Source organism: Intrasporangium sp. Soil_C_50 (assembly GCF_057656595.1).
Map to the genome: position 1 here is coordinate 88668 of NZ_JBDGKB010000001.1, position 25897 is coordinate 114564.

Below are 25897 nucleotides of genomic sequence, written 5' to 3' on the forward strand. Positions count from 1 at the left end.
ATCGCGGAAAAACACGGAGTCCGAACCCTTCCTCCGGCACGCCCTCGCGCGTACCATCGTTGCAGCGCCCGACCGCTGTTCGGCATGGATAACCGGCGGTTCGGTTCACTCCCAACCATGCGGCCGACCCCGTCCGGGCCGGTCCGAACGGTGCACGACGCACCACGAGGAGTTGACGATGGCGTCCCTGTCTCCCGCCGCACCCGCGGCCCCGACCCCCGACGCGGCGACTGCGGCGCCGGCGGGCACCCCGTCCGTCACGGTGAACGGCCGTGCGGTCGGCCTCGCCGGGGTCCCGGCCTGGACGAGCGCGCTCGACGTGCTCCGGGCGAGCGGCCTGACCGGTGCCAAGGAGGGGTGCGCCGAAGGTGAGTGCGGCGCGTGCTCGGTGCTCGTCGCCCGGCCCGCGACCGACGGCGCCGAGGGCACGACGACGTGGACGGCGATCAACGCGTGCCTCCTGCCCGCGGCCTCGCTCGACGGCCAGGAGGTCGTCACGGCCGAGGGTCTCGGCAGCCCCGACCACCTGCACCCCGTGCAGCACGAGATGGCGGTGCGCGGCGGATCCCAGTGCGGCTACTGCACGCCCGGCTTCGTCTGCAGCATGGCCGCCGAGTACTACCGCCCCGGCCGGTGCGACGCGCACGACGGGGCAGCTGACGGTGCCGACGCGTCGGGCGAGGGACACGAGCACGGTCCCAACGGTTTCGACCTGCACGCCCTGTCGGGCAACCTCTGCCGCTGCACCGGCTACCGACCGATCCGCGACGCCGCCTACGCGCTGGGCGAGCCCGCCGGCGACGATGCGCTCGCGCAGCGTCGCGACCGTCCAGCCCCCGAGCCGGTGGCCACCCGCGTCGAGGCTGCGGGCGGCTCGTACGCCCGAGCCACCGACGTCGCCGACGTCTTCGCGCTGCTCGCCGAGCGCCCCGACGCCGTGCTCGTCGCCGGCTCGACCGACTGGGGTGTCGACGTCAACCTCAAGGGCGCGCGCGCCCCGTTCGTCGTCGGCATCGACCGCGTGCCCGAGCTGCGCACCTTCGAGGTCACCGACGCGTCGGTCGAGATCGGCGCCGCCCTCACGCTCTCGGAGGCAGAGTCCCGCCTTGCCGGACGCGTGCCGCTTCTCGCCCAGCTCTTCCCGCAGTTCGCGTCACGCCTCATCCGCAACGGCGCGACGATCGGCGGCAACCTCGGCACCGGGTCCCCCATCGGCGACACCCCGCCGGCGCTGCTCGCCCTCGAGGCCGCCGTCGTGCTGGCCTCGGCCGACGGCGAGCGAGAGGTGCCGCTGGCCGACTACTTCACCGGCTACCGGCAGACCGTCCGGCGACCCGGCGAGATCATCCGTGCGGTGCGGATCCCATTGCCGCTCAGCCCGATCGCTGCCTTTCACAAGATCGCGAAGCGCCGCTTCGACGACATCAGCAGCGTCGCGGTGGGCTTCGCCCTGACCGTCGACGACGGCACCGTGACCAAGGCTCGCATCGGGCTCGGCGGTGTCGCCGCGACGCCCATCCGCGCGACCGCGACCGAGGCCGCCCTCGAGGGCCGGCCGTGGACCAAGCAGGTCGTCCGTGAGGCCGCGGCGGTCATGCGCCGCGAGGGCACCCCGATGGACGACCACCGCGCGAGCGCGGCCTACCGCAGCGCCATGCTCGGCAGCGCCCTGCTCAAGCTCCACTCCGCCACCGCGACCCGTCAGGAGGTGGGCGCATGAGCAGCCTGTCCGACCGCCCCGAGCACGCCGTCGTCGGCGAGGCCCTGCCGCACGAGTCGGCGGCCCTGCACGTCACGGGTGCCGCGCTCTACACCGACGACCTCGTCGGGCGAACCGCCGGCTGCCTGCACGCCCACCCCGTCCAGGCGCCGCACGCGCGGGCGACGGTCACGGCGATGCGCGTCGAGCCCGCGTACGACGTCCCGGGCGTCGTGCGGGTGCTCACGGGCGCCGACGTCCCTGGTGTCAACGACGCCGGCGTCAAGCACGACGAGCCGCTCTTCCCGACCGAGGTCATGTTCGTCGGCCACGCCGTCGCCTGGGTGCTCGGCGAGACGCTCGAGGCTGCGCGGCTCGGCGCCGCGGCCGTCGAGGTGGAGTACGAGGAGCACCCGGCGATCGTCACCGTGCGCGAGGCCATCGCGGCAGAGGCCTTCCAGGGCACCCGGCCGCACATGGAGCGCGGCGACGTCGAGGCCGGGCTCGCCCGCTCGGCACATGTCTTCAGCGGCGAGCTCGAGTTCGCCGGCCAGGAGCACTTCTACCTCGAGACCCACTGCGCCCTCGCCCTCGTCGACGAGAACGGCCAGGTCTTCGCCCAGTCGAGCACCCAGCACCCGAGCGAGACCCAGGAGATCATCGCCCACGTGCTCGGACTGCCGAGCCACGCGGTCACGGTCCAGTGCCTGCGCATGGGTGGCGGCTTCGGCGGCAAGGAGATGCAGCCGCACGGCCTCGCAGCGATCGCAGCGCTCGGCGCCACGCTGACGGGGCGACCGGTTCGCCTGCGGCTCAACCGGACCCAGGACCTCACGATGACCGGCAAGCGCCACGGCTTCCACGCCCAGTGGCGCGTCGGCTTCGACGAGGAGGGCCGCCTCCAGGCGCTGGACGCCACCCTGACGGCCGACGGCGGATGGAGCCTCGACCTGTCCGAGCCGGTCCTCGCCCGCGCGCTCTGCCACATCGACAACGCCTACTGGGTGCCCGACGTGCGGGTCAACGGCCGCATCGCCCAGACGAACAAGACGTCGCAGACGGCGTTCCGCGGGTTCGGCGGCCCTCAGGGCATGCTCGTCATGGAGGACCTCCTCGGCCGCTGCGCACCCCTGCTCGGCCTCGACCCCGTCGAGCTGCGGCGTCGCAACTTCTACGTCGAGGGCCAGTCGACGCCCTACGGCCAGCCGGTGCGCCACCCCGAGCGCATCGTCGCCGCCTGGGACGGCGTCCTCGCACAGGGCGACGTCGAGCGGCGACGCGCCGAGATCGCCGCCTTCAACGCGAGCCACGACGACGTCAAGCGCGCCCTCGCGGTGACGCCGGTGAAGTTCGGCATCTCCTTCAACCTCACCGCGTTCAACCAGGCCGGCGCCCTCGTGCACGTCTACAAGGACGGCTCGGTGCTCATCAACCACGGCGGCACCGAGATGGGCCAGGGCCTGCACACGAAGATGCTCCAGGTCGCGGCGACCACCCTCGGCATCCCCCTGGCCAGGGTGCGTCTCGCGCCGACCCGCACCGACAAGGTGCCGAACACCTCTGCGACAGCAGCGAGCTCCGGCGCCGACCTCAACGGCGGCGCCGTCAAGAACGCCTGCGAGCAGATCAAGGAGCGGCTGACCGCCGTCGCCGCCGGACGCCTCGGCGTCCACCCCAACGACGTGCGCTTCGTCGACGGCCAGGTGCGCGGCCTCGGTGACGTCGGCGAGTCCGTCGCCTGGGACGAGCTCGTCGGCCAGGCGTACTTCCAGCGCGTCCAGCTGTGGGCCGCGGGCTTCTACCGCACCGAGGGGCTGCACTGGGACTCCTCGCGGATGCAGGGCTCGCCGTTCAAGTACTTCGCCTATGGCGTGGCCGCGACCGAGGTCGAGGTCGACGGGTTCACCGGCGCCTACTCGACCCGCCGCGTCGACATCGTCCACGACGTCGGCGAGAGCCTGTCGCCGCTCGTCGACATCGGGCAGATCGAGGGCGGGTTCGTCCAGGGCGCAGGCTGGCTCACCCTCGAGGACCTGCGTTGGGACGAGTCCGACCGCCCCTCGCGCGGTCGCCTCGCCACCCAGGCGGCGAGCACCTACAAGCTGCCGTCGTTCTCCGAGATGCCCGAGCAGTTCAACGTCTCGCTGCTCGAGCACGCGCACGAGGACGGCGTCGTCTACGGGTCCAAGGCGGTCGGCGAACCGCCGCTCATGCTCGCCTTCTCGGTGCGGGAGGCCCTCCGCGAGGCGGCCGCCGCCTTCGGCCCATCCGGTGCCACGGTCGACCTCGCCTCGCCCGCGACGCCCGAGGCCGTCTACTGGGCCGTCGAGTCCGCCCGGGCCCAAGGCGTCGACGAGCCGCTCGACCGGCGCGCCGCTCACGCCCACCTCGTCGTCGGTGGCGACGGCGTCGAGCCCGAGCAGCCCGCCCCGGGCGCCCCGGGCGCCCCGGCGATGCAGCCGGAGTCCGAGCGTGCGCTCGACGGCGCCGTCACGGCAGGGGCCCGGTCGTGAACTGGGTGCGCGCCGTCGAGGCGCTCCGCGAGCAGCGTCGGGCCGGGGTGCTCGTCACCGTGACAGCCGTCCGTGGCCACGCACCCCGCGACGCCGGCGCCAAGATGGTCGTGGCGGCCGACGCCGAGTGGGACACCATCGGCGGCGGCAACCTCGAGGCCACCGCGGTGGCCCGGGCCCACGAGCTGCTGGCCGCGCGGGCGACCGCACCCGAGACCCTGACCACGTCGCTGAGCGACAAGGCGCCGAGCGAGCACGGCCAGCAGTGCTGCGGCGGCGAGGTGACACTCCTGCTCGAGCCGCTGCCCGTCGTGCCCGCCGTGGCGATCTTCGGCGTCGGCCACGTCGGCCTCGAGCTCGCCCGCATCCTCGCCCGGCACGACGTCGAGCTGCACCTCGTCGACTCACGCGCCGAGCACGTCGAGCCCGCCCGGCTCACGTGCCTGTCCGATGCCGTAGCGCGCATCCACGTGCACCACTCCCCCGTGCCCGAGGTCGTCCTCGGCCAGGTGCCGCCCGGCACCCACGTGCTCGTCATGACCCACGACCACGCCGAGGACGCCGCGCTGTGCGACATGGCCCTGCGCTGCGCGCACCTCGGGTCGATCGGCCTCATCGGGTCGAGCGCGAAGTGGCGCCGGTTCGAGGTGCTGCTGCGCCGCGAGGGCCACGACGACGCTGCCCTGGCCCGCATCACGACCCCGATCGGCCTGCCGGACATCACCGGCAAGGACCCCGCCACCATCGCCGTGAGCGTCGCCGCACGCCTCGTCCAGGTCTTCCGGGCCGAGACGCCCGCTGCGGGACCGACCGGTGGGACCACCGGCGAGACCACCGACGCGACCGCCGGGGAGGTGCGCGCATGACCCTCTTCCTCGGCACGTTCCTCGACACCCCCGACGCCACCGCCCCGTCGGGCGTGCGCCTGCGCGCCGAGGCCGACGCCGCGCTCCGGGTCTTCGACGGCGTCATCACCGCACGCGGCCCCGCCGCAGCCCTGCGCGCGTCGCACCCGGACGACGACGTCGTCGACCTCCGTGACGGGCTCGTGCTCCCCGGCCTCGTCGACACCCACGTCCACTTCCCGCAGGTGCGCGCCATCGGCGCGCTCGGCATGCCGCTGCTCGAGTGGCTCGACCGGTGCGCGCTGCCCGAAGAGACGCGGCTCGCGTCGGTCGGCTACGCCCGCGAGGTCGCCACGGAGTTCGTCGGCGGCCTCGTGGGCGCCGGTACGACCACGGCACTCGTCTTCGGGTCGCACTTCGCGAGCGCGGTCGACGTGCTCTTCGAGGAGGTCGACCGGGTCGGCCTGCGCGTCACGGCGGGGCTCGTCGTCAGCGACCGCTCGCTGCCCGAGCCGCTGCTGTCGACGCCCGAGCGCACGTACGAGGAGTCGGTGGCGCTGACCCGGCGCTGGCACGGCCGGGGGCGGACGCGGTACGCCGTCACGCCACGGTTCTCGTACTCCGCCAGCGACGACCTTCTCGATGCGTGCGCCTCGGTCATGAAGGACGTCCCCGGCACGTGGTTCACCTCGCACGTCAACGAGAACCAGGCCGAGATCGCCGAGGTGGCACGCCTGTTCGCCGAGGCCGACCACTACGTCGACACCTACGACCGGCACGGCCTGGTCGGCCCCAGCACGGTGCTCGCGCACAACGTCCATGCCACCGACCGCGAGCTGGGCCTCCTTGCGGCACAAGGCGCCTCCGTCGCCCATTGCCCGACGAGCAACTCCGCACTGGGCAGCGGGCTCTTCCCGTTGCGGTCCCACGTGGAGCACGGGGTCCGCGTGGCCCTCGGCTCGGACGTCGGCGCCGGCACCGGGTTCTCCCTCTTCAAGGAGGGCCTGCAGGCCTACTTCATGCAGCAGCTGCTCGGCCCGGCGGGCCTGCCGCTCGCCTCACCCGACCTGCTCTTCCTCGCGACCCGCGCCGGGGCCCTGGCGCTCGGGCTCGACCACGAGGTCGGCGACCTGTCGGTGGGTCGCCAGTTCGACGCCGTCTGGGTGCGTCCCGCGGCGGGCGACCCGCTCGAGGTCGGGCTCCGGCACGCCTCGGGCCCCGAGGACGCCCTCGCCAAGACGTTCGCCCTCGGGACGCCCGGCCACGTGGCCGGCGTGTGGGTCGGCGGCGACCGCGTCAAGGGGTAGAGCCGTACCGGGGAGGTGGAACGCAGCGGGGACACCGTCGGTGACGGTGTCCCCGCTGTCGCGTGGGGCCAGGACCTCAGGACCGCTCGCCGACGAGCAGCGCCTCGTAGGCCGGCAGGGTGAGGAAGTCGGGGAAGTCGTCGGCCAGTGCCGACTCCACGAAGAGCTGACGGGCCTTGTCCCACAACGGGTCCGCGTCGAACACGTCGGATCCGACACGACCGCGCAGGCCGGCGAACTCCTGCTCGACGACGTCCTCGACGAGGGCACGGGTGACGGTCTCGCCCGAGCCGAGGGTGACGTCGTTGTGCACCCACTGCCACACCTGCGACCGGGAGATCTCGGCGGTGGCGGCGTCCTCCATGAGGTTGTTGATGCCGGCCGCCCCGTTGCCCGAGAGCCACGCATGCACGTACTGGATGCCGACCGCGACGTTGCCGCGCAGGCCGTCGAGGGTGCGGTGGCCTGGGGTGCTCGCGACGTCGAGCAGGTCGGCGGCCGTGACCGACACGTCGGGACGCTGACGGTCGAGCTGGTTGGGGCGGTCCCCGAGCGTCTCGGTGAAGATCTCGGCGCAGAGCGGCACGAGGTCGGGGTGGGCCACCCAGGACCCGTCGAAGCCGGCGGCGGCCTCGCGCGACTTGTCCTCGCGGACCTTGGCGAAGGCGCGCTCGTTGGCCTCGGCGTCGCGCCGGCTCGGGATGAAGGCCGCCATGCCGCCGATCGCCATCGCCCCGCGACGGTGGCAGGTGGCGACGAGCAGGTCGCTGTAGGCCTTCATCATCGGCGCGTTCATCGTCACGTCGTTGCGGTCGGGCAGCGTGAACGAGGGCCCGGCGTCGCGGAAGTTCTTGATGACCGAGAAGAGGTAGTCCCAGCGACCGGCGTTGAGACCCGCGGCGTGCTCGCGCAGCTCCCAGAGGATCTCGTCCATCTCGAAGGCGGCGGTGATCGTCTCGATGAGCACCGTGGCGCGGATCGTGCCGGGGTCGAGGCCTAGAACCTGCTCGGCGTGCGTGAAGACGTCGTTCCAGAGGCGCGCCTCGAGGTGCGACTCCGTCTTCGGCAGGTAGAAGTACGGACCGCGGCCACGGTCGACGAGCTCGCGGGCGTTGTGGAACGCGAACAGCCCGAAATCGACGAGTGCGCCGACGGCGGCCCGGCCGTCGAGCAGCAGGTGGGCCTCGTCGAGGTGCCAGCCGCGGGGGCGGGGGACGATGACCGGTGTGGACCCGGCGTCGCGGAGGGCGTACCCCTTGCCGGCGGGGTCGGTGAAGGAGATCGTGCCGCGGACGGCGTCGCGGAGGTTGACCTGGCCGCCGACGACGTTGGCCCAGTGGGGCGTGTTGGCGTCCTCGAGGTCGGCCAGCCACACCTTCGCGCCGGAGTTGAGCGCGTTGATCGACATCTTGCGGTCGGTCGGACCGGTGATCTCGACCCGGCGGTCCTCGAGGCCGGGCGCCGGCGGGGGCACGGTCCACTCCGAGGCGCGCACGTCGGCCGTCCCGGGCAGGAAGTCGAGGCCGGCACCGCCGGCGATCTCCGCGCGACGGCGGGCGCGCGCCTCGAGCAGCTCGTCCCGGCGCGCGGCGAACCGCTGGTGCAGGTCGGCGACGAAGGCGAGCGCCTCGGGGCTCAGGACCTCGACCTGCCGCTCGACGTCGGGGCCCGAGATCGTGATCGACGTGGTGCCAGGCATGAGTGCTCCTCCGCGGGACCGGGGACACGCAGCGGGCGCTTCGGCGACGGTGCCGGGTGTCCTGCAAGACTTGGACCGAGCGTGCTGCCCGCCATCGGGCGATCCGCTCGCTATGATTTCATCATACGGAAATCATTTCTCACAAACAGCACCCTCCTCGTGAGACACCAACCCGAGAGGCACTCCATGCCGGCACGCACGTCGATCTCCGGGGCCTCCTCGAGCGCCCGGTCCAGCGCATCGTCGTCGGCGGACGGGGTCCGGGGTGCCAAGGCGTCCGGCGGTGTGCAGTCGCTCGACCGGGCGTTCACGATCCTCGAGACCATCGCCGACGCCGGCGGCGTCATCAGCCTCTCGCAGCTAGCCTCGGACACGCGGCTCCCCCTGCCGACGATCCACCGCCTCGTGCGCACGCTCGTCGACCTCGGCTACGTGCGCCAGGAGCCCTCGCGCCAGTACTCCCTCGGCCCGCGGCTCATCCGGCTCGGCGAGCTGACGTCACGTCGCCTCGCGGCCTGGGCCCGACCCCACCTCGAGCAGGTCGTCGCGCAGGTCGGCGAGTCGGTCAACCTCGCGATGCTCGACGGCGACCAGATCGTCTACGTCGGGCACGTCATGCCCTCGCAGAACTCCATGCGGATGTTCACCGAGGTCGGTCGCCGCGTCGACCCGCACACGACGGCCGTGGGCAAGGCGATCCTCGCCGGCGACGACGACGCCGGGGTGCGGGCCCTGCTCGCGCGCACCGGGATGGGTGCGCGCACCGTCCACACCATCACCAGCCCTGACGCTTTCGTCGACGAGCTCGGCCTGACCCGGCAGCGCGGCTACGCCCTCGACAACGAGGAGCAGGAGCTCGGTGTGCGGTGCGTCGCCGTCGCCGTGCCCGGCGACCACCGCCTCGCCCTGTCCATCTCGGGGCCGCAGCCACGGATGGGCGACGCCGTCATCGACAAGGCGGTCGGTCCCCTGCGCGCCGCCGCCGCTGCGGTCGCGGCCGAGCTCGACGCTCGCTCCTGACCTCTGTCCGGCATCACTCGACGGGGGTGACGGCCCCCACTGGGACCTCCCCTGTCCGCCTGCGCACCGCCGCCCCCGCCCTCGGCGCGCAGGCCGCGAGGGCCGGTGCAGATCATCCGGCCCGACCGATGTGCCGCGGCGGCGTCTGACGCACGCTGGTGTCCGTTCGAACGGGTCAGCCCGACCCGCGAAAGACGTGCGAGGGGGTGCACGCATGACCGGTCCCGACCTCTCGAGCCCTGCTCCGCAGACGCGTGTCTCGGTGGATGCGCGACGGCTGTGGGGAGGCGGCCTCGCCACGGCCTGCGTGGCTGCGCTGCTCGCCGTTGCCGGCGTCCTCATCTGCCAGGACGTCCTGGACATCCGGCTCGTCCGGCCGGCCCTGCTGCTCGACCTCGCCCACTCGTTCGCGTTCGACTACGCCGTGACCGCGTTCCTCCTGGCGGTCGTCGCGACGGGACTGGCCCACGCCCTGCTGCTGACCACCCCGAGACCGCGGACGTTCTTCGCCTGGATCATCGGCCTGGCCACCGTCTGCGGCGTCGCGGCTCCGTTCGCGTTCGACGTCGCGAGGTCGAGCCAGGTCGCGACGGCTGCCATCAACCTGGCCCTCGGCATCTGCACCGGGTCGCTCATCGGCGCCGTCATGTCTCGGACCGCCCGCCTCGACCGGTAGTGGAGCGATGGCCACGGACATCGTGGTGGGGTTCGACGGTAGCTCCGGTGCCGAGTCGGCCGTCGACTGGGCCGCCCGCGAAGCCGGCATCCAGGGCGTCGTGCTCCGGGTGGTGACGGCCGAGCCCTGGGTCCCCCTGTCCCACGGGGCGCCCGGCGCCGGCGCGGTGCCCCCCAGGGGCAACCACCACGCCGACAGCATCCTCGCCGGGGGCCGACTGCGCGCTGCGAGGGTGCTCGACGACTCGCACCTCGAGGCCGCCGTCATCCCCGGGTACGCGCCCGTCGCCCTGGTGCGTGAGTCAGGAGACGCCGCCCTGGTGGTGGTCGGGCACCGAGAGCACGGTCGCGCACGTGAGTACGCCACGGGCTCGGTCGCCCTGTCGGTAGCGATGCACTCGAGGTGCGACGTCGTGGTGGTGCCACCGGGAGACACCGTGTCGGTCGGGCCCGACCGTCCGGTCGTCGTCGGGGTCGACGGCAGCGACGGCGCCACCCGGGCGGCCCGGCGGGCCGCGCAGATCGCGTCGGAGCGCGGCGCCATCCTCATCCTGGTGCAGGCCTGGCGTGGGCGAGGCGACGGACGGCACGGCCCCGACGCCGGAGGGGACGCCCCGGCCGACGACTTCACCTACTTCGACGGCGCAGCACGCCACTCCCTCGAGGAGACCGCGAACCGGCTGTCAGCCCTTCACCCCGGGCCCCGCGGCCAGCACCAGGTCGTGGAGACCCAGCCGGTCGCAGCACTGGTCGACGCGTGCCAGGGCGCAGGACTGCTCGTCGTCGGGAGCCGCAGCCTCGGAGGGTTCCGCCGGATGGTCCTCGGCTCGGTCAGCCGCGCCGCCGTCCGCCGCGCGCAGGTCCCGATCCTCGTCGTCCGTGGCTGACCTCCCGGCCTCTGCGACGGAGCGCCCCGACCAGGGACTTGCGCCTCTACCCGCGAGAGACGTCGGCCCCGACGCTGGGAGCACCATTCCCGAGCCCGCTGCCCCTCGTTGCGGACGGGCCGAACCAGGAGGCCGCGATGAAGGCGAACATCGGCGACCGCATCGTGCTCGCACCGGTGACGGTGGATGCGCCGATGCGCGACGGTGAGGTGCTCGAGACCCGAGGGGCCGGCGGCACCCCGCCCTTCCTCATCCGCTGGAGCGATGGCCACACCGGGTTGTTCTACCCGGGCCCCGGAGCCGTCCTCAGCCTCGGCACCGGTCATCCCGACGAGGTCGTCGAACCGTCTCCCCCGGAGGCCGCGTCGACGGCGGGGGCGAGCCATGACGCCCCGGCTCGGGGCGCCGAGTCCGCGGGTCGCCGCCGCGTGCACGACTGGCAGGTTCGCGTCACGATCTTCGAGAGCGACGACGAGACGCACGCGAATGTCGTTCTGCTGTCTGACTCCCCGGCTCACCTCACCGCCCGGGGCGAGAGCGTCCGTGGGGCCGACGACCAGCCGGTGCCCGAGATCGGTGACGAGATCGCGGTCGCCCGCGCCTTGCGCCACCTGGCCGACCGGCTGATCGAGGTGGCCACCGGCGACATCGAGACGCTCACCGGTGAGCACGACGTCAGGGTCCGTGCGACCTGACCGCCGCCTCGACGACCCGGCGCCGGGTGGCCTCGCCCCGGACGCCGCGACACCCCGCACGAGCGACACGGCCGACGGCACCGACGGCACCGACGGCACCGACGGCACGAACGTTACGGACGGCCTGGACCCCCGGGAGCCGGCCGACCGGGTGCTGCGCGATCTCCGGACGACCCGGCTGGGCCTGCGCAGCCGGGAGGCCCGCCGCCGGCTCGAGGTGGTCGGCGAGAACTCGCTGAGCGTGCGCTCGGAGCGGTCCTGGCCCAAGGAGCTCCTCAGCCAGCTGACGCACCCGCTCGCCCTCCTGCTGTGGGCTGCCGGGTCGTTGGCCTGGCTCAACGGCAGCGCGCCCCTCGCCGCGGCGATCGTCGTCGTCATCCTCGTGAACGCCGCCTTCGCGTTCGTGCAGGAGCAGCAGGCGGTCAAGGCCGTCGAGGCCCTGACCGCCTACCTGCCCCTGCAGACGCGGGTGCTGCGAGATGGTCGTGCGCTGCGCGTGGACGCCAAGAGCATCGTGCCCGGGGATGTCATCCAGGTCGGCGAGGGAGAGCAGGTCCCTGCGGACGCCCGGGTGCTCTCCGGCTCCGTGGAGGTCGACCTGTCGACGCTCACCGGCGAGTCCCTGCCGGCGCTCCGCACGCCGCAGGGGCGCCACGACGTGCCGCTGCTCGAGGCGCCGGACCTGCTCTTCAGCGGGACGTCCTGCCTGTCGGGCGAGGGGACGGCGGTGGTCTTCGCCACCGGCATGCACACCGAGCTCGGGCGCATCGCCGCCCTGTCCCAGCACGTGCGGCGCGAGCAGAGCCCGCTCGAGCGGCAGGTCAAGCACGTCGCCCGGCTCATCGGCATCGTGGCGCTGGCGATGGGCGTCGCGTTCATCCCGTTGGGGACCCTCGTCGCCGGCCTGTCGCTGAGGGACACGACCCAGTTCGCCATCGGCCTGCTCGTCGCCAACGTCCCCGAGGGGCTGCTCCCGACGATCACCCTCGCGCTCGCCCTGGGTGTCAGGTCGCTCGCGCGCCAGGGCGCGCTCGTCAAGCGGATCTCCGCCGTGGAGACCCTCGGGTCGACGACCGTCATCTGCACCGACAAGACGGGCACGCTGACCCTGAACCGGATGCGGGTGGTGCGCTGCTGGACCGAGGACGGCGAGGTCCGGCTCGACCCTGCGGAGACGGCCCCGGACCCACGCCTGAGCAGCGCCGACGGCGTCGGCCACCGGCTCGTGTCGGCCGCCATGGCGTGCACCGTCGCGGGGTGGACGCCCGACGACCCCGGCCACGAGGCCGGCGACCCGACCGAGGTCGCCCTCCTGCGCCTCGGGCCGAGGGCCTCGCTGGCCCCACCGGTCCACGACGTGGACCGTCCCGTGTACCGGTTCGACCCGAGCCTGCGCAGGATGTCGACGGTCGACGCCGTGGGAGACCTGTCCGTGGTGCACACCAAGGGGGCGCCCGAGGAGGTGCTGGCCCGCTGCACCCGGATCGCGACCGGCCGAGGCCAGGACGCTCCTCTGGGCGCGCCCGAGGCGCTCCGGGTGGCGAGCCTGGTGCAGGACTGGGCAGCCGAGGGGCTGCGGGTGCTCGCCGTCGCGACCCGTCCACTGCCACAGGCGTCTTCAGGGTCCGTCGACCGGGACGACGTGGAGCGCGACCTGACGCTGCTGGGCCTCGTCGCGATGAGCGACACCCCGCGACCCGAGGTCCCGGACGCCGTGGCGTCGTGCCATCGAGCGGGCCTCAGGCTGATCATCGTCACCGGCGACCACGGCCTCACGGCTCGAGGGATCGCCCAGCGCGTCGGCATCGGCGACGAGTCGACACCGATCGTCACGGGGCCTGAGCTCGACCGCCTGTCCGACGCCGACCTCGAGGACCTGCTGGCCCGCAGCCGGGAGCTCGTCTTCGCCCGCAGCTCGCCCGAGGCCAAGCTGCGCATCGCCGACGCGCTCCGCGCCCAGGGCCATGTGGTGGCCATGACCGGCGACGGCGTCAACGACGCCCCCGCGCTGCGGCGCGCCGACATCGGCGTCGCCATGGGCCGGTCCGGCACCGACGTCGCGCGAGAGGCCGCGACGATGGTGCTCACCGACGACAACTTCGCCACCATCGTGGCCGCCGTCCGGGCGGGGCGCCAGATCTACGACAACGTCCGGAAGTTCATCGTGTACATCTTCGCCCACGCCACGCCGGAGGTCGTGCCGTTCCTCCTCTACGCCCTGTCGGGTGGGCGGATCCCGTTGCCCCTCACCGTGATGCAGATCCTCGCGATCGACCTCGGGACGGAGACGCTGCCGGCCCTCGCCCTCGGCCGTGAGCCCCCGGAGCCCGGTCTCATGGACGCGCCTCCCCGACAGCGGGGCCACGGTGTCATCGACCCGCCCATGCTGGGCCGGGCGTGGGGGCTGCTCGGTGGCGTCTCCGCAGCGCTGGTGCTCACCCTGTACCTCGGCACGCTCCTGTCGGGCGGGTGGCGCCCCGGCGCCGACGTCAGCACCGGCCCGCTGGAGCTCGTCTGGCAGCAGGCCACCACGATGACCTTCCTCGGGATCGTGGCCTGCCAGGTCGGCTCCGCCACCGCGGCGCGCACCCAGCACGCGTCCCTGCGGCAGGTGGGCCTGTTCACCAACCGGCTGCTCTGGTGGGGGATCCTCTTCGAGCTCGTCTTCGCCGCCGTGATCGTGTCCTGGCCGCCCCTGCAGCGGGTGTTCGGCACGGCGGTCCCAGAGCCGTGGCAGCTCGCCGCCCTGCTCCCGCTCCCCTTCGTGGTCTGGGGCGTCGACGAGCTGTGGCGCCTCATCATGCGTCGGCGTCACGGTCGGCGCGGACGCGTCGGGCCGACGTCGGACGTGTCCGCGACGCAGTACTGAGCGACGCGACCGTCAGGGGGCGACCCGCAGCCGGTTGCGGACGGCCGTCACACCGGCGATCGCCGACGCAGCCTGGGCCACGAGGCGCGCCTCCTCGGGGCTTCGCACGGTGCCGGTCAGCTCGAGAGCCGAGCCCACCGCCTCGACGTGCACGCGGGCGGCGGTCTCCTGCGCGCTCCGGACCAGCGCAGCCAGGATCGCGCCGGCGGCCTCGTCGGCGGTCGGTGACGTGTACGGCTCGATGTCGATCATGTCGACGACGGCCGTCACGCCCGGTGCTGCCCTGACGGCGTCGTCCAGCGCGATCCGCTGCTCCGTCGAGCCGAGGCACCCGGTCAGGAGCACACGGCTCCCGTGGACGACGAAGCGCACCGCCGCCTCGGGGATCGTGGCGTCCGCCGACACAGCCTCGGCCACGGCCCGGACGACGTCGGCCTCGTCGTCGTTCTCCGCCCGCGGCCGGACGACGAGCTCGTCCGCGATCCGCCTCAACCCGTCCGCGCGGAAGGCGGCCTGCAGGACGGCCTCCTTCTCGCGCTCCGACCCGACCTCTCCCGCGAGCACGATCGTCCCGTCGTCGACGGTGACCGCGATGTGGTCGGCCTCGACGCCGGGGGCGAACCGCAGGTGCGCCGTGACGCGCAGCTCCAGGGCGTGGTCGGTGTCAGTCAGATCCCGGGTCATGACCTGATCCTGCGCCGACTCCGTCACAATCGGCCGGGACCTAGGACCTACGGCCCGGGACCGTCGGGCGCCAGAGCCCGACAGTGGATGGCGTGGGCGTCCGCACCGAGCGCGACGCCCCTCCCCTGCCACCGAGGAGGTACCCATGGACGCACGGGCGTCGACGACCCGACCGGCCCCGATCGCGGTGGGCTACGACGGTTCCACCGCTGCCGAGTCCGCCCTCGAGTGGGCCGCCCGGGCAGCCGTGAGCCGGTCGTGCCGTCTCGAGATCCTGATGGCGCTCGCCCCCTCGGCCGAAGGAGTGCCGGCCCCGATCGGGCTGTCGTCGTCGGTCGTGCCCGGCCGGATGCGTCACGCCCCGGAGGCGATGGCCGACGACGCCCGACGCCTGGCGGCGAAGGTCCTCACCGACGACGCGATCGAGGTGGCCACGGTCGTCGGTGCCGCCGCGCCCGCCCTGGTCCGCGCCTCCGAGCGGGCGCAGATGGTGGTCGTGGGCAACCGCGGGCACGGGGCGCTCGGTTCGGCGCTGCTCGGTTCGGTGTCCTCGACGGTGGCCCAGCACGCGCACTGCCCCGTCACCGTCGTGCGCGGCACGGTCGACGACCCGGACCACCGACGCCCTGTCACCGTCGGGGTCGACTACGTCGAGCCGTCTCCCGCCGCCGTCCGGTTCGCCGCGGACCTCGCGGCCCGGTGGTCGGTCCCGCTTCGGGTCGTCTCGGCCTGGGCCGAGCCGGACCAGGGGCCGATCGGCCTGTCCCACCTGCAGGCCCGCCCGGTCAGCGAGGGGGCGCGAGCCCGGCAGGAGGCGGCCAGGGCCGCGACGCTGGAGGCGGCCGCGCAGGTACAGCTTCTCGCGCCCGACCTCGCGGTGGAGCTGCTCACTCCCGGGGCCCCCGCGGCACCCGCCCTCGAGGACGAGTCGCGGCGCTCCGGCCTCCTCGTCCTCGGGTCGCGCCGGCTCGGTCCGCTCGAGCGCATCGCGGTCGGTTCGGTCGGCGACACGGTCCTCAACCACGCGTCGTGCCCCGTGACGATCGTGCCCACCTGCACCGCACACACGGCTGGACGCTGACGATCGGCCGAAACGGCGTGCGTCGCCCCTGCGGGCGCGATGATCGAGGGGCTGGATCCAACCCCTCAGCGTCGGTCCGGCGGGTCGGCGCGTCCGATGGAAAGGCTGGCCATGTCGTTCTGGGACATCATCTGGTTCATCATCGTGTTCTTCGCCTTCGCGACCTATCTCATGGTCCTGTTCTCGATCGTCATGGACCTGTTCCGCGATCCCGAGGTGTCGGGCTGGATGAAGGCGCTCTGGGTGGCCTGCCTCATCTTCTTCACCTTCATCACCGCGATCGTCTACCTCATCGTCCGCGGCCGCTCCATGACTGAACGGGCCACGCGCGACGCCGGCGCGGTCCGCTCGGCACAGGACGACTACATCCGGACCGTCGCGGGCGGCGGGCCCTCCCCCACCGACCAGATCGCACGCGCCAAGGAACTGCTCGACGCCGGCACCATCACGGCCGAGGAGTTCGAGGCGCTCAAGACCAAGGCCCTGGCCTGACCACCGGCCACCGACCACCGGCCACTGGCCACTGGCGGTGACGCGCCGACCCGGGACCAAGGTCCCTGCCACGGCACGGCCCGCGAACGTACGGTCACCAGCACGACCTGCACAGAAGGCGTCAGATCGAGATCTGACGCGCGCCGGCGACGTCGACAGCGTCGTCCCGTCGCCGGCACCGAACGGCATTGGAGCTCCGCATGTCGCACGCCATGACCCTCCCCACCCGTGTCGACGACCACGCCTCGCGCCTGGCCGAGATGAGCATCCGGGAGCTGATCGGCGCACTGGCGACCACCGAGGAGCGCTTGCGAACCCTGCCTAGTCTCGTCACCTTCGGCGGACGTCTCGTGGCCAACCCCGAGCGACGCCTGCTGCTGCAGCAGCAGCGTCGGGTCATCGGCGCACTGCGCCGGCGCCGCGCCGCGCTGCGCCTGCCGCCGCGACGCCACTGAGCCCACGGCCGACGATCCGTCCTCTGCGAGGGCGGCGTCTGCGCATCCGCCTCGGACCCTGCCCGCTGTCCACTAGCCTCGAATCATGAGTCGGGCGACGGCCCCTCGCAGGTTGACGGCGCGGTTCTGGCGGGGACGGCGGTCCGCCGCCGTGGCCGGGATCGCCTTCGGCGTCCTGCTGCTGGCCGCCCTGACGATGGTGCGCCTGGCCCTCTCGGACACGAGCATCGCCTCGCTGCAGTCGGACCCGTCGAGGCGCTCGCTCATCGGCCTGAGCCTCAACCTCGTCCCGTTCGCGGGCATCGCGTTCCTCTGGTTCATCGGCGTCATCCGCGACCAGCTGGGCGACGTCGAGGACCGGCTCTTCTCCACTGTCTTCCTCGGCAGCGGCCTGCTCTTCCTCGCGATGCTCTTCATGGGCGCGGTGACCACGAGCACCGTGATGTCGCTCGTCGTCGCGCAGAACCCGAGCGCCGAGCTGTTCGACTACGGCCGCGTGACCACCCAGGGCCTCATCTCGGTCTACGCGCTGCGGATGGCCGCGGTGTTCACCCTCTCGGTCAGCACGGTGGGCCTGCGGACCGGGGCTCTCCCCCGCTGGGTGGTGTTCAGCGGCTACGTCGTGGCGCTGGGGCTGATGGTGGCGGCCGGTGAGCACAAGTGGGTGCAGCTCATCTTCCCCGCGTGGGTGCTCATGGTGAGCGTCGTCATCCTCGTGACCAGCCCTCCCGAGCGCGACACGGCGACCTAGCGCGACGCCGTCACCTGGCCACTCCGCGCGCGTCGCACGGCGGGTCGACCGTGACGCCGACGACGTGGAGCTGGCTGTCCATGAGCTCGAGCGTGCGCTGCATCGCCGTCGGCTGCAGCGTCCCGATGCCCGGGCCGTAGGGGTGGTTGAAGAACACCACGAGCAGCATGAGCACGGCGATGACCATCGTCACGGTCCCCATCAGGACGCCCTGCGTCAGCGCCCGTTCCCCGCTGTCGGCGAAGAAGAGCATGAAGCCGAAGAGAGCCAGGCTGAGCAGCAGGAGGCCGATCCACAGCGGCACGGGGATGATCCCCGACGCGGAGTGCAGGCGGGCGTCACGCGCCTCCTGCCGCTGGGTCGTCTGGTCCATCCACCGGTCGTACGCCGACTGCTCGGCGGCCGTGCCCGGTTGGACGGGTTTGATCGTCAGGAACATCCGGGCGCCCCACGGGTTGACCGTCTCGCCCAAGGTGCCCGCATCCACCGCATCCCACTCGGCCCCTGCCACGGACCTCGCGTAGCAGACGAGCTGGCCGGTCAGCGGGCCGGACACATCGGACGGGAGGAACTGGGCCGTCTGCGTCATCTCGGCCACGACCGTGGCCTCGGTCGCCGCTCCCGCCCGCGAGCCGTCGTAGGACTGGAACGCCAGGAAGATGATGAAGCCGAGCAGGACCGAGAACCCGGTCGCGAGCACGCCGAAGACCCCGGCAGCGCGGTCGCCGTCGCTGAAGTAGCCGCCCACGGGGGCCTTTCGGCGCACCAGCAGCATCGCCGTGACCGTCAAGGCCGTGAGGGCGACGGCGATGAGCAGTCCCCAGACGACGTTCACGGGCAGCGCTCGGGCGCGGTCGTGAGGGCCATGCTTGAAGTCTGTGGGCTCTCGGGGGTCCCCGTCAGCCCATCCGGTCGTTTTCGACGGGGCTGCGGACACAGCGCCCCGGTGGCCGTACGCGGCGAGCAGGTCAGCGGGTTCACCGCGCCGCAACGACCGTGGAGATGGTCCTGCCCCAGTGGCCGACGCCCGCGCACCGCGGCACACCGCATACCTCCGGTCGGGGCTTCTGCCCTAGGGTTGCCGGCGGCCTCGTCACCGCGGTGACCGGCCACCCGCCCACCTCGCGTGGGCCGTGACCGCCGACCGAGGATGAAGGGCAGCGAAGGTTTCCGATGATCAACGTCCTGCTGGCTGGTGGCGTCTCGATGGCCGTGGCGCTGCTCTGCACGAAACCGTTCATCGGGTTCCTGGTCCGGCGACGGTACGGCCAGTTCATCCACGACGACCTCACCCACCACCACGTCAAGCGAGGCAAGCCCACCATGGGTGGTGCGGTGATCATCGGGGCGGTCTTCGTCGGCTACTTCGGCTCGCACGCGCTCCTGCTGCTCCTCACCGCCACGGGGACGCTCAAGGTGATCCACAACGGCATCTCGCTCAGCGCCCTGCTCGTGCTCTTCCTGCTCACCGGGCTCGGGCTGGTCGGGTTCCTCGACGACTACACGAAGATCCGCAAGGAACGCAGCCTCGGCCTGACCGGCAGACAGAAGCTCGTGGGCCAGACGCTCGTCACCGTCGTCTTCGCCCTGGGCGCCCTGCTCCTGAAGGACGAGAACGGCCAGGCCCCGGCATCGACGGCGATCTCGTTCGTCAGGGACACCGGCGTCGACCTCGCCTTCGCCGGTCCCGTGGCGGCGGTGGTCCTCTTCATCGCCTGGGCGAGCATCCTCATCGCGGGCGCGTCCAACGGCGTCAACATCACCGACGGCCTGGACGGACTGGCCACCGGGGCCTCCGTCATGGTGTTCGGTGCCTACACGCTGATCGCCATGTGGCAGTACACCCAGGGCTGTTCGGTCGCGCCCGGACCGCACTGCTACGACGTGGGCGACGCGCTCGACCTGGCCGTCATCTCGTGCGCCATCGGGGGCGCGTGCTTCGGCTTCCTGTGGTGGAACACCTCTCCGGCCGAGATCATCATGGGCGACACCGGCTCACTGTCCCTCGGTGCCGCGTTGGCCGGGCTCGCCATCCTCACCCACACCCAGCTGCTGCTCGTGGTCCTCGGCGGCCTCTTCGTCATCGTCACCGCGTCGGTCATCATCCAGGTGGCGAGCTTCAGGTTCACCGGTAGACGGGTGTTTCGCATCGCCCCTCTCCACCACCACTTCGAGATGGTCGGGTGGTCCGAGGTCACCATCGTGGCCCGGTTCTGGATCATCGCCGGGATCTGCATCACGGCGGGGCTCGCGCTCTTCTACGCCGAGTGGCTCACGGGCGGCTAGCTCCTCCTGCGCGGCCGGCTCGCGGCCGGCTCGCGGCCATCGGCTTCATCGGGACCTCAGGACGCCGCTGCGCCCTCCGGGATCGCTCCGAGCTGCTGCAGGAGCGACAGCATGTCCGCGACGCCCCAGTGCTCGCAGACCAGACCGGCATCGTCGAACCGCATGATGTCGATGAGGTCCACCTCGGCGTGGCGACCGGATGCCGGCAGCCCCATGAAGTCTCCGGTCTGGGTCCCCGAGACCGTCACCCGCGCCACGGTCCGGTCCCCGCTGGGAAGAACCTCGACGGCCTCCATGTGCAGGTCCGGGAAGGCGGCGCGGTAGCCGCGGAAGAGGTCGAGGACGCCTGCCTTGGTCGGCGGCAGGCCCGGCGCCTCCTGGTGCTCGACGAAGTCATCGGCGAGCAGGTCGCCGAAGCCGTCGATGTCTCCTGCGCTGATGAGCTCGTAGGTGCGTCGCATCGTCGTGGTGTGGTCCATGGTCGTCCTCTTCCGGGTGGGTGTGGTGGCGGGCCTCAGGCCTCGACGTAGACGGTGAACGGCTGGATGACGCCGTGTGACTCGGCCTGCGCGGCCACCTCCGGGGGCATCGCGGCGATCATCGACATGAACGCCTCGACGTCGTCGACCTCGAGCGCGAGGGCTGCCTGGTTGCTCCCGTCGAGCGCGAGCAGGTCGGTGACCTCCCTGGCGCCCGGAGCGGCGGCGACACGTTCGGCCTTGCCGGCGAGCCAGCGCTGGGGGTCCTGGATGGCGTGGGTGATGACGATTCTCGGCATGTGCTCGACCTCCCGTCGGGATCGTCGGCGTCCCTCGCCGACGCGTGCTGCATGTCCGATCGTCTGGCGCGCGAACGCCCGAGACATCACTCGATCGAGCGATGCACCACGCCGGCCAGCGCCACCCGGTTGGTGACGCCGAGCTTGCCGAAGACGTGGCGCAGGTGCGTGTTGACCGTGTGCGGCGAGATGTACAGGCGCCGCGCGACAGCGCCGTTCGTCAGCCCCTCCGCCACGAGGAGCGACACCGCGTGCTCGGTGGCGGTGAGGCTGGCCCAACCGGCGGTCGGACGGTGCCGGGGGCCACGCGAGCCCCGGTGCACGCCGAGGGCCCGCAGCTGCGCCCGGACCCTACCGGCCCACGCCTCGGCGCCGGCCTGCTCGTGGCGTTCGAGGGCCTCGGTGAGCAGTGCTGCGGCCGCGTCCCGCAGGCCCGACGCGGCCAGCAGCGACGCCGCGTCCTCGCACGCTCCCGTGTGCTCGACGAGGAGGGGCCCGGCCCTGGCCAGGGTCACCGCCTCGAGGACTGCGTCCGCGTCCCCCTCGGCGAGACCCCGGCAGCGCAGCGCCAGGCCCCGAACGCTCGGCACGCCGGGGGCGAGCGGGACCTGGGCGGCGACGGCGTCGGCGACCTCGGCGGCGAGGTCACGCTGGCCCAGCTCCAGCGCGAGACGCACGAGGTCGGGGGCGAGGGCGCGGTGGTAGAACCGGTCATCGATGGCAGCGCTGGCGCGCCAGCAGCGAAGGAGCAGGTCGTAGGCCCCGCGTCGGTCACTCTCTTCGCACATCAGTCCGGCGAGCGCGAAGGCGATGAGCCCGCCGTTGTAGGCGAGCCGGTCGTCGGCCCGCCACGGGGTGAGCCCGGCCGAGAGCGCCCGCGCGGCCGTCAGGTCGCCGGTGGCCGTCGAGATGACGACCCGGAGTGCCAGGGACTGCGACAGCAGCAGCGGGTGGTTCTTGTCCCGTGCGGCCTGGCCGCCCGCGACGAGTGCGGGGAGGGCGTCGTCCCAGTCGCCGACGGCGAAAGCCGCCCCTGCGTCGGCCATCAGCGTGTCCGAGAGCCACCAACCCGTGCCGAACTCGTCGTCGAGGGCTTGGCGGTAGGCCGCTCGCGCGTCGTCCACGCGGTCGCAGTCGAAGAGCGCAAGGCCGAGCAGCAGCCTCGGTTGGAGTGGCAGCGCGCGGGCGTCGTGCGCCTCGGACGCGAGGGCTGCGGCCCGCTGGGCGTCGTCGAGCGCCTCCTCGAAGCGACCCTGCCGGCCCAGGGCCACGTTGAGCGCGCTGAGGGCCCACACGGCCAGCGCCCCGCCGCCTGCAGCCTCGGCGATGGCGAGGGCTCGCCGCGCTGCCTGCTCACCGCCGCGGTGGTCCCCCGAGTACGTCATGACCCAGCTCTGCTGGGCGAGCATCGGAACCTGCTCGAAGGGCCTCAGTGACACCCGCCCGCCGATGCTCCGCTGCACGACGTCGACGAGCTCGGTGGTGCGGTTCTGCAGCGCCAGGGCACCGACCAGGGCGAGCCGGACCGGCGTGTCGACCTCGGCGACGTGCGGCCGGGCGAGGAGGGCCTCGGCCCGCCCTGACGCCTCGGCCACCCTGCCGGCGCGGAGCAGTGCCTGCACCACCTCTGCCGCCACGTGATCGGCGTCCTCCTGGCCCGCGGGCAGCAACGCCTCGGCGTGCTGGAGGAGGTCGACCGCCGCACCGGGTGCCTGTGCCGCCGCGTCGCGGGCAGCCTCCCGCAGCCAGGCGACCGCCTCCACGTCACCTTCCTCGGCGCCGAGCAACAGGTGGCCCGCCACCTCGAGCCGCTCGGCACCTGCCGTCCTCAGCGTCGCGGCAGCCTCGCGGTGAAGGAGGCGACGGGACGACGCCGGTGTGTGCTCGTAGATGGCGTGGTGGACCAGCTGGTGGCGGAAGACGACCCGGCCGTCGACCTCGTCGAGCAGCTGCAGGTCGAAGGCCTCGCCGAGGCCGCGGACGACCTCGGTGGCCGGCTGGTGCGACACCAGCGCGACGTCGCGGACCGACACCGCGTCCCCGAGCGCGGCGGTGACGCGCAGCAGGTCCAGGGTCGTCGGCGACAAGGCCTGCAACCGACGGACGACGAGGTCGTTCAGCGAGGACGGCAGCTCGATGCTTGTCGTCTCGATCGTGCCGTCGTCGGTGCCGCGCAGCAGCTCCTCCTGCGTGAGCGTCCGCAGAATCGCCTTGGCCCACAACGGGTTTCCCCCGGCTTTGTCGAGGAGGACACTGAGGGCGGGACCGGGCGGGGCGCCGAGCTCCCCGGCGGCAAGAGCGGCCACCTCGGCGGCGCCCAGCGGCCCCAGGCGTACAGAGTGTGCGCCGGCCGCCGTCAGGTCCTCGAGGAGGCGGACGACCTCCGATGACAGCGGCGACGTCCGGGTCGAGACCACGACGAGCAGGGGCGACAGCGACAGCCGCCGGACGATGGCCGAGAGTGCCGAGAGGCTCGCCCCGTCGGCCCAGTGGACGTCCTCTGCGACGAGCAGCACCGCGCGTTCTGCACACTCCGCCTCCACGAGGTCGACGACCTCCTCGACGACCCGGTACTCGAGGTCGCCACCCTGCTGTCCCGCCGCGCCCGCTCCCTGTCCGTGGAGCAGGGCCCCGAGTGAGGCCCTTCGTCGGTCGGGCGAGCGAGGGTGGAGGGCGAGGGCGGAGGCGACCACCCCGAAGGGCCGCGCCCGCTCGAAAGGATGAGCGCGGCCGTACCGGACCAGGATGTCGCGGGCACGTGCCTCCTCGGCGAGCGCGTGCACGAGGTGGGTCTTGCCGATGCCCGCCTCCCCCTCCACGACGAGGGCGCCGGCGCGTCCGTCGCCCAGGTCGCGCACCAGGTAAGTCGCGAGGGCGAGTTCCACCGAGCGCCCAACGGACACGGCCGCCGAGGACACCCAGTCAGCGTCCCGCACGGCCGGCGCGGGTGTCCAGACCCGTTCCCCGGACACGGCACTGCGGACGATCGAGCAGCCGGGCAGCCGGGCAGCCGGGCAGCCGGGCGCTCGGGCCGCTGTGTCATCGAACGCACAGACCGGCGTGCGCACTGCAGTCATCATCGAGATGGACGAACAGAGTGGTCACGCACTCGCGAGGAGGTCCCGATGACACACACGACCGACCAGCGCACGCATCGCCTCGTTCGCCGGAGCGCGCTCGCCCCTGCGGTCCTGACCGTGGGGCTCGCCCTCGCCGGCTGCACCGCAGGCACCCTCCCCGTGGTCTCGGCCCGCGCCTCGAGCGCGGCCACGACCTCGCACGCGCCAACCAGCGCGCCTCCTCGGACGTCCACGACCACGACGACCGGACCCGAACGCGACATCGTCCTGACGGGCCGGCACTTCCGCGCGCGGTGCGACGGCAGTGGACCCGCCGTGATCGTCGTGGCCGACTACGGGCAGTCCATGGACGACTCGGGGACTCTGCTGCACGACCTGGTCCCGAACGCCCAGGTGTGCCTGTACGACCGGCTCGGCGTCGGCCGCAGCGACTCGGCGCCGCACCTGCAGACCTTCGCCTCCCTCGCCGACGACCTCGACGGCGTCATCTCCGGGCTCGGGCTCGCGCGCCCCGTCGTCGTGCTCGCCCAGGTGGACGGTGCCCCGATCGCACTCACCTGGGCCAGCCGGCACGAGAAGGACGCCCGAGCGGTCGTGCTGCTGGAGCCCACCCCTCCCGGCTTCATGGGTCCTCGCGGGGCCCTGGTCCGGCTGCTTCCCCCGAACGACCCGGGCAACCTCGACCTGAGCAACTTCTGGCGCGAGATGGACCGGTTCAACGACCCGGCGCGCAACCGCGAGAGCCTCGACCCCAGGTCGTGGGATGCCTACCTGCGGCTTCCGTCCACGTCCACACCGCTCTACGACCTCGTCGGAGCGGCGTCGCGGCCGTGGCCGGCACCGGCCGACGGGAAGACGATCAACCGCGCGTGGCAGCAGGCGCAGAGCAGGGTCCTGAAGCTGTCCTCGACCTCCCAGCTGGTGTCCGTGGCGAAGGACGCGGACTGGCCGCCGGCCATCAAGCAGGCGCTCGAGCACGCACTCCAGAGCTGACCCCTCGCTCGCGGGCGCCGTCGACGTGGCAGGGTGACGCGTTCGACCGGGAGTGGCCGACTCCCGACGAGCTCGTCTCCCCCGACGACCCCGACCCGCTGGCCGGGTGGTACGCCACGGGCGCGGAGACGGCCGCCGGGCTCGTCGACCTCTACCGACGCGTCCAGGCCTTTGCCGACGACAGGATCGACGCCCTGCCGCTGGACGCGGTCGACCACGTCGCCCACTGGAACCACGAGGAGGTCACGCTCCACGAGATCATCGTGCACAAGACCGTGGACCTGCAGCGCCACGCCGGCCATGCCGACATCCTGCGCGAGCAGCTCGACGGCTCCGTCGGCCTCCTGCCCGGGCACCGCAACCTTCCTGGCGCCACGGGACTGGGCGGCGTACACGGGTCGGCTGACGGCGATCGCCGACCGATTCGACTGACGCGCCATCGAGTTCAGAGACTGAAGCACGACGAGGAGCAGCGGACTGCCATGCACACCGACGCGGCACCTCACCTCGCGGAGATCTGGGCCGAGGCGCTCGAGGCGAACCGTGCATCGGTCGCGATCCTGCGCCGTCTCGGCATGCGCGATCTGGGGATCGGGGACCTGGGCAGCTACGCGTGGACGGCGTCCCGGTGCCGCCGTTTCTCCTTGTCGTCGAGGGAGTTCCACTCCCCGAGCCGTGACCGTCCGCGATCAGCAGACCGTCCAGCCTCCGTCCACGACCAGTGTCTGCCCGGTGACGAACGAGGGCGCATCGCTGCACAGGAACAGCAAGGGTCCATCGAGCTCCTCGATCCGTGCGGTGCGCCCGAGCGGCGACCGTGCGGTCAGCCACGCGACCAGGTCGGCGTCCTCCAGGTAGCCGTCGGCGACACCGAGTCATCGCGGCCACGGAGCCCCCGCCGGCGACGGTGCTGGCCACAGCCGCCGCTGCGATGCCGACCCTGGTGCAACGACCGCCACGGCGGTCTCGCGCTCGGAGTGACGAGCCGATGCATCAGGTCTTGACGGGAGGTGATGCGATGTCGCAGTATCTAACTACTGCGATATCGTAGCACTCGCATCCTGCGAGACAGCGTGAACGGAGTAGCT

General features: G+C 72.7%; 22 protein-coding genes. 16 read left to right on the top strand and 6 right to left on the bottom strand.

All coding sequences use genetic code 11. The features are described 5' to 3' along the window. The first annotated feature begins 178 nt into the window (after positions 1–178). The 4 genes from AC3A5R_RS00435 to guaD are packed head-to-tail and all read left to right on the top strand — an operon-like array spanning position 179 to position 6364. The gene (locus AC3A5R_RS00435) at positions 179–1720 is read left to right on the top strand and encodes a xanthine dehydrogenase small subunit (RefSeq protein ID WP_487618821.1); all 1542 of its coding nucleotides are present in this window, start codon (positions 179–181) and stop codon (positions 1718–1720) included. Next, positions 1717–4212 (top strand): xanthine dehydrogenase molybdopterin binding subunit, encoded by a 2496-nt coding sequence (gene xdhB, locus AC3A5R_RS00440; protein WP_487618822.1) that lies wholly within the window; start codon positions 1717–1719, stop codon positions 4210–4212. Before AC3A5R_RS00435 ends, xdhB begins: the two co-directional genes overlap by 4 nt. After that, a complete protein-coding gene (gene xdhC / locus AC3A5R_RS00445) occupies positions 4209–5078 on the top strand; it encodes a xanthine dehydrogenase accessory protein XdhC (RefSeq protein ID WP_487618823.1) in 870 nt (289 codons plus the stop codon). Before xdhB ends, xdhC begins: the two co-directional genes overlap by 4 nt. After that, positions 5075–6364, top strand: a complete 1290-nt coding sequence (gene guaD, locus AC3A5R_RS00450) for a guanine deaminase (RefSeq protein ID WP_487618824.1) — start codon at positions 5075–5077, stop codon at positions 6362–6364. Before xdhC ends, guaD begins: the two co-directional genes overlap by 4 nt. 76 nt (positions 6365–6440) lie before the next feature. Here guaD and aceB read toward each other — a convergent pair whose 3' ends face one another. Next, positions 6441–8063 carry a malate synthase A gene (aceB, locus tag AC3A5R_RS00455; protein WP_487618825.1) on the bottom strand — a complete coding sequence of 541 codons (1623 nt, stop codon included), beginning with the start codon at positions 8061–8063 and terminating at the stop codon, positions 6441–6443. 186 nt (positions 8064–8249) lie between these two features. Here aceB and AC3A5R_RS00460 point away from each other — a divergent pair, with 186 nt between their 5' ends. The 5 genes from AC3A5R_RS00460 (at position 8250) to AC3A5R_RS00480 (ending at position 14209) form a co-directional block, all read left to right on the top strand. After that, on the top strand, positions 8250–9083 hold the full coding sequence (locus tag AC3A5R_RS00460; protein ID WP_487618826.1) for an IclR family transcriptional regulator: 834 nt from the start codon (positions 8250–8252) through the stop codon (positions 9081–9083). Between the two features lie 214 nt (positions 9084–9297). Continuing rightward, a complete protein-coding gene (locus tag AC3A5R_RS00465; RefSeq protein ID WP_487618827.1) occupies positions 9298–9759 on the top strand; it encodes a DUF6069 family protein in 462 nt (153 codons plus the stop codon). A gap of 7 nt (positions 9760–9766) precedes the next feature. Beyond that, on the top strand, positions 9767–10645 hold the full coding sequence (locus AC3A5R_RS00470) for a universal stress protein (protein WP_487618828.1): 879 nt from the start codon (positions 9767–9769) through the stop codon (positions 10643–10645). Positions 10646–10782: 137 nt separating this feature from the next. Continuing rightward, positions 10783–11340, top strand: coding sequence for a dsRBD fold-containing protein (locus AC3A5R_RS00475; protein ID WP_487618829.1), 558 nt, complete (start codon positions 10783–10785; stop codon positions 11338–11340). After that, entirely contained in the window at positions 11309–14209 is a 2901-nt protein-coding gene (locus tag AC3A5R_RS00480; protein ID WP_487618830.1) for a cation-translocating P-type ATPase, read from the top strand. Before AC3A5R_RS00475 ends, AC3A5R_RS00480 begins: the two co-directional genes overlap by 32 nt. A 12-nt stretch (positions 14210–14221) precedes the next feature. Here AC3A5R_RS00480 and AC3A5R_RS00485 read toward each other — a convergent pair whose 3' ends face one another. Continuing rightward, positions 14222–14893 carry a BON domain-containing protein gene (locus AC3A5R_RS00485; protein WP_487618831.1) on the bottom strand — a complete coding sequence of 224 codons (672 nt, stop codon included), beginning with the start codon at positions 14891–14893 and terminating at the stop codon, positions 14222–14224. Positions 14894–15038: 145 nt separating this feature from the next. On the opposite strand from AC3A5R_RS00485, the gene AC3A5R_RS00490 reads away from it, so the two are divergent. From AC3A5R_RS00490 to AC3A5R_RS00505, 4 genes are all read left to right on the top strand, one after another. Further along, positions 15039–15974, top strand: a complete 936-nt coding sequence (locus AC3A5R_RS00490; RefSeq protein ID WP_487618832.1) for a universal stress protein — start codon at positions 15039–15041, stop codon at positions 15972–15974. 111 nt (positions 15975–16085) lie between these two features. After that, positions 16086–16466, top strand: a complete 381-nt coding sequence (locus AC3A5R_RS00495; protein WP_487618833.1) for an SHOCT domain-containing protein — start codon at positions 16086–16088, stop codon at positions 16464–16466. Positions 16467–16666: 200 nt separating this feature from the next. Then, positions 16667–16921, top strand: coding sequence for a hypothetical protein (locus tag AC3A5R_RS00500; RefSeq protein WP_487618834.1), 255 nt, complete (start codon positions 16667–16669; stop codon positions 16919–16921). A gap of 85 nt (positions 16922–17006) precedes the next feature. Continuing rightward, on the top strand, positions 17007–17672 hold the full coding sequence (locus AC3A5R_RS00505; protein WP_487618835.1) for a hypothetical protein: 666 nt from the start codon (positions 17007–17009) through the stop codon (positions 17670–17672). A 10-nt stretch (positions 17673–17682) separates the two neighbouring features. Here AC3A5R_RS00505 and AC3A5R_RS00510 read toward each other — a convergent pair whose 3' ends face one another. Next, positions 17683–18507: a bestrophin-like domain gene (locus tag AC3A5R_RS00510; RefSeq protein ID WP_487618836.1), complete on the bottom strand. Its 825-nt coding sequence runs from the start codon at positions 18505–18507 to the stop codon at positions 17683–17685. Between the two features lie 338 nt (positions 18508–18845). Here AC3A5R_RS00510 and mraY point away from each other — a divergent pair, with 338 nt between their 5' ends. After that, positions 18846–19958, top strand: coding sequence for a phospho-N-acetylmuramoyl-pentapeptide-transferase (gene mraY, locus AC3A5R_RS00515; protein ID WP_487618837.1), 1113 nt, complete (start codon positions 18846–18848; stop codon positions 19956–19958). Positions 19959–20014: 56 nt separating this feature from the next. Here mraY and AC3A5R_RS00520 read toward each other — a convergent pair whose 3' ends face one another. The 3 genes from AC3A5R_RS00520 to AC3A5R_RS00530 form a co-directional block, all read right to left on the bottom strand. Further along, positions 20015–20437, bottom strand: coding sequence for an ester cyclase (locus AC3A5R_RS00520; RefSeq protein WP_487618838.1), 423 nt, complete (start codon positions 20435–20437; stop codon positions 20015–20017). Between the two features lie 35 nt (positions 20438–20472). Next, complete coding sequence (locus AC3A5R_RS00525; protein WP_487618839.1) at positions 20473–20736, bottom strand: hypothetical protein; 264 nt, start codon at positions 20734–20736, stop codon at positions 20473–20475. Between the two features lie 86 nt (positions 20737–20822). Further along, entirely contained in the window at positions 20823–23816 is a 2994-nt protein-coding gene (locus AC3A5R_RS00530; RefSeq protein WP_487618840.1) for a helix-turn-helix transcriptional regulator, read from the bottom strand. Positions 23817–23861: 45 nt separating this feature from the next. On the opposite strand from AC3A5R_RS00530, the gene AC3A5R_RS00535 reads away from it, so the two are divergent. Both AC3A5R_RS00535 and AC3A5R_RS00540 read left to right on the top strand, forming a co-directional pair. Beyond that, on the top strand, positions 23862–24809 hold the full coding sequence (locus tag AC3A5R_RS00535; protein WP_487618841.1) for an alpha/beta fold hydrolase: 948 nt from the start codon (positions 23862–23864) through the stop codon (positions 24807–24809). Continuing rightward, the gene (locus AC3A5R_RS00540) at positions 24806–25813 is read left to right on the top strand and encodes a mycothiol transferase (protein WP_487620091.1); all 1008 of its coding nucleotides are present in this window, start codon (positions 24806–24808) and stop codon (positions 25811–25813) included. Before AC3A5R_RS00535 ends, AC3A5R_RS00540 begins: the two co-directional genes overlap by 4 nt. Positions 25814–25897: the final 84 nt, after the last annotated feature.